Source organism: Cellulomonas triticagri (genome assembly GCF_003696205.1).
Taxonomy (GTDB): domain Bacteria; phylum Actinomycetota; class Actinomycetes; order Actinomycetales; family Cellulomonadaceae; genus Cellulomonas; species Cellulomonas triticagri.
Genome location: NZ_RFFI01000199.1, coordinates 1 through 3,950 on the forward strand (window position 1 = coordinate 1; position 3,950 = coordinate 3,950).

The 3,950-nt window shown below is 72.9% G+C and carries 5 protein-coding genes; 2 read left to right on the forward strand and 3 right to left on the reverse strand.

Annotated features, from left to right (window positions below):
• On the forward strand, positions 1-184 hold a 184-nt coding region (locus EBM89_RS21580), incomplete at its 5' end, for a hypothetical protein (RefSeq protein ID WP_199732215.1).
• 34 nt (positions 185-218) lie between these two features.
• Here the strand turns inward: EBM89_RS21580 and EBM89_RS19830 are convergent.
• From EBM89_RS19830 to EBM89_RS19840, 3 genes are all read right to left on the reverse strand, one after another.
• Entirely contained in the window at positions 219-575 is a 357-nt protein-coding gene (locus tag EBM89_RS19830) for a DUF1844 domain-containing protein (protein ID WP_122151306.1), read from the reverse strand.
• Positions 576-707: 132 nt separating this feature from the next.
• Positions 708-2,213, reverse strand: coding sequence for a catalase (locus EBM89_RS19835; protein WP_122151307.1), 1,506 nt, complete (start codon positions 2,211-2,213; stop codon positions 708-710).
• Between the two features lie 196 nt (positions 2,214-2,409).
• On the reverse strand, positions 2,410-2,862 hold the full coding sequence (locus EBM89_RS19840) for a Fur family transcriptional regulator (protein WP_122151308.1): 453 nt from the start codon (positions 2,860-2,862) through the stop codon (positions 2,410-2,412).
• A 324-nt stretch (positions 2,863-3,186) separates the two neighbouring features.
• Here EBM89_RS19840 and infC point away from each other — a divergent pair.
• On the forward strand, positions 3,187-3,950 hold a 764-nt coding region (infC, locus tag EBM89_RS19845), incomplete at its 3' end, for a translation initiation factor IF-3 (RefSeq protein WP_369408677.1).

The following is a 3,950-nucleotide window of genomic DNA, read 5'->3' on the forward strand; positions in this document are numbered from 1 at the left end:
GCCCGACGCCGGGCCGGCGGGCGAGTCGCCGGCGGGCACCGTGCTCGCGGGCACGGTGCCCGCCGGGGTCGTGCCGACCCCGGCGCCGGTCGGCGCGGACGACGTCCCGGTGCGACCGCTGCCGCCCGTCGCCCCCGACCTCGTCCCGGACGAGGACCCGCGGCACGGACCCTGCCGGTCCTGACGGACTCCCCGGGCCGGTACGACCCGGGCGCGCCTCAGGACACGTAGCCGGTGAACTTCTCGCCCGGGCCCTCGCCCGGCGCGTCGGGGAACGGGCTCGCCTCGCGGAACGCCAGCTGCAGCGACCGCAGCCCGTCCCGCAGCGAGCGCGCGTGCTGGTTGCCGATGTCGGGTGCGGAGGCCGTGACCAGCGCGGCGAGCGCGGTGATGAGCTTGCGGGCCTCGTCGAGGTCCAGGTACTCGGCCCCCGTCGCGTCGTCGGTGTCGGGGGACAGGCCGCACTTCACCGCGGCGGCGCTCATCAGGTGCACGGCGGCGGTCGTGATGACCTCGACCGCGGCCACGTCGGCGATGTCGCGGGTGGCGGTCGAGGGGTCGGGAGTCTCGGTCATGCGGGCGATCCTCTCATCGGGGGCCGTCGTCCAGGCGGGCGCGTCGCGCGCACGGCGGCGTGGAGACGCCCGTGGCGTCCGGGAGCGACCGTCAGGACGGTGCTCGCGGACGCCACGGGCGTGCTCGGTCGGTCAGGCGACCGGGGTGCTCGCGGTCGCGGGCTCGCCGGTCTCGGCGGGCAGCCCCGCGTCGCGCAGCGCGGCGGCGAGGGCGGCGCCCAGCCCGGCGTCCACGTTCGTCCAGTACTGCACCGCGCGGGCGCGGATGCCGTCGTCCTTCACCCCGCCGACGTGGCCGGTGATGGTCTCGAGGAACCGCGCGCGGGCGGCGTCGTCGAAGACCTCGCGGTAGAGCGTGCCCGCCTGGCCCCAGTCGTCGTCCTCGGGGTGCAGGGTCGCCGCGGTGCGGACCATCTCGCCGTCGGACTCCCAGCCGCCGGACTCGGCGGCGCGGGCCGGGTCGGCCGCCGGGCCGCCGACCGAGTTCGGGGCGTACACCGGGACGTCGGGCGCGTTGAACGAGTACCGCGCGGCGCCGTCCTTGGAGTAGCTGTGCACCTCGGACTTCGGCGCGTTCACCGGCAGCTGCTGGTGGTTGGTGCCGACGCGGTACCGGTGGGCGTCCGCGTAGGAGAAGATCCGCGCGAGCAGCATCTTGTCAGGGCTGGTCGCGATCCCGGGGACGAAGTTGCTCGGCGCGAACGTCGCCTGCTCGATCTCCGCGAAGTAGTTCGCCGGGTTCCGGTTGAGCTCCATGACGCCGACCTCGATCAGCGGGTAGTCGGCGTGCGGCCAGACCTTGGTGAGGTCGAACGGGTTGAAGCGGTACGTCTTCGCGTCCTCGTACGGCATGACCTGGACGGACAGGGTCCAGCGCGGGAAGTCCCCGGCCTCGATGTGCTCGTGCAGGTCGCGGATGTGGTGGTCCGCGTCGGAGCCCGCGAGCTGCGCGGCCTCGTCGCCCGTGAGGTTCTCGATGCCCTGCTGCGTCGTGAAGTGGTACTTGACCCAGAACCGCTCGCCCGCCGCGTTGATCCACTGGTAGGTGTGCGACCCGAAGCCGTCCATGGTGCGCCACGAGCGCGGCAGGCCGCGGTCGCCCATGAGCCAGGTGACCTGGTGTGCGGACTCCGGCGACAGGGTCCAGAAGTCCCACTGCATGTCGTTGTCGCGCAGGTTCGAGCCGGGCAGGCGCTTCTGCGAGCGGATGAAGTCGGGGAACTTGATGCCGTCGCGCAGGAAGAACACGGGGGTGTTGTTGCCGACGAGGTCGTAGTTGCCCTCGGACGTGTAGAACTTCAGCGCGAAGCCGCGGGGGTCGCGCCAGGTGTCGGGAGAGCCGTGCTCGCCGGCGACCGAGGAGAACCGGGCCAGCATGTCGGTCGCGACGCCGGGCTGGAACAGCGCGGCGCGGGTGTAGGCGCTCACGTCGCCGGTGGTGGTGAAGGTGCCGAACGCGCCGCCGCCCTTGGCGTGCACGACGCGCTCGGGGACGCGCTCGCGGTTGAACTGCGCGAGCTTCTCCACCAGGTAGTGGTCGTGCAGGACGAGCGGGCCGTCCGCGCCCACGGACAGCGAGTGGGCGTCGGAGGCGACGGGGGCTCCGGAGTTCGTGGTGGTCGGGTTGACCTGGGTCACGGGGGTGTCCTTCCGGGTCGGCGGCGCGCCGGACGAGGGTGCGCCGGGGACCGGGCGGGCGGGGTCGCCCGACCGGTGGTCGGTGGGTGGGTGGTCCGGGCCGGTCGGTGCCGGTCCGTGGCCGGGCGGTTCCGTCGGGCGGTCCGGGTGGACCGCCTGCGGCGCCTCGGTGTCCGTGTGCTGCTGTGCTCGTGCGTCAGTCCGCTGGCAGGTCCCGGCACGAGGGGCACAGCCCCCAGTAGGTGACCTCGGCGGTCTCCACGGTGAAGCCCGACGTCGAGCTGGGTGTCAGGCAGGGGGCCTCGCCCACGGCGCAGTCGACGTCGTCGACGGCCCCGCAGGTGCGGCACACCACGTGGTGGTGGTTGTCGCCCACGCGCCGCTCGTAGCGCGCCGGGTGACCGGCGGGCTCGATGCGGCGCAGGATGCCCGCGTCGGTCAGCGCGTGCAGCACGTCGTACACCGCCTGCACCGACACGGTCGGCAGGGCGGCGCGGGCGTGCCGCAGCACGGCGTCGGCGTCGGCGTGCGGCACGGCGGCCACCGCGTCGAGCACCGCGAGCCGCGGCGCGGTGACCCGCAGACCCTGCTCGCGGAGGATCTCCGCAGGCTGCGCGGGTGCGCCGTGGGTGTGCTGGTCGACAGGCATGTCCTCACCCTGGCATGCTTTCTGGAACTGTTCAAGCAGGGATCTGACGGCGTGTCACGTCGCTGGGATGGTCGGTGCGGGGAACATCCGGGCTGGCGCGGAGGTTCTGGTAGAGTCATTCACGACTGGCCTGGATCGTCCCTGTGTGCTCGCTCTCCTGCGGGTGCGTGCGGAGGGTCCAGGCGCACAAGTGGAGTCGATCCCACCTGAGTCCCGACCGCCCGGTCCGCCGGCAGCAGGGTCCAGGTCCCGGTCCAGGTCGTAGCCCCGCCAGGGGAGTGCGGCCCGTACGGCGTACTACCCCGTGTGGGGCGTCGTGGAACCGTGTCGGCCCCCGCCTGTGCCCAGGTCCGGGGGCCTTCCTCGTTCCTGGGAGTCCGGAACTTCGACTCTGAGGAGCACCACATCAGCGAGCCCCGCATCAACGATCGGATCCGCGTCGCCGAGGTCCGCCTGGTCGGCCCGAACGGCGAGCAGGTCGGCATCGTCCGCGTGGAGGACGCACTGCGCCTGGCCCAGGACGCCGACCTCGACCTCGTCGAGGTCGCCCCGGACGCCCGTCCGCCCGTCTGCAAGATCATGGACTACGGCAAGTTCAAGTACGAAGCAGACATGAAGGCCCGCGAGGCCCGGCGCAACCAGAGCAACACGGTTCTCAAGGAGATCCGCTTCCGGCTCAAGATCGACCCGCACGACTACGGCACCAAGAAGGGCCACGTCGAGCGGTTCCTGTCGGCCGGCGACAAGGTCAAGGTCATGATCATGTTCCGCGGCCGCGAGCAGTCGCGCCCGGAGATGGGCGTGCGCCTGCTGCAGCGGCTCGCGGACGACGTGTCCGAGCTCGGCTTCATCGAGAGCATGCCGAAGCAGGACGGCCGCAACATGATCATGGTGCTCGGCCCGACCAAGAAGAAGGCCGAGCAGAAGAACGAGCAGCGTCGCGCCCGTCGCGAGCAGCGCGAGGAGACCCCGGTCGAGCAGACCGAGGTCGAGGCGGCCCCGGCCCCGCAGGCCACCGCCCCCGCTCCGGTCGCCGAGCCCGCCCCGGCGGTCGCCGCCCCGGCGCCCGTCGCCGAGCCCGCTGCCGC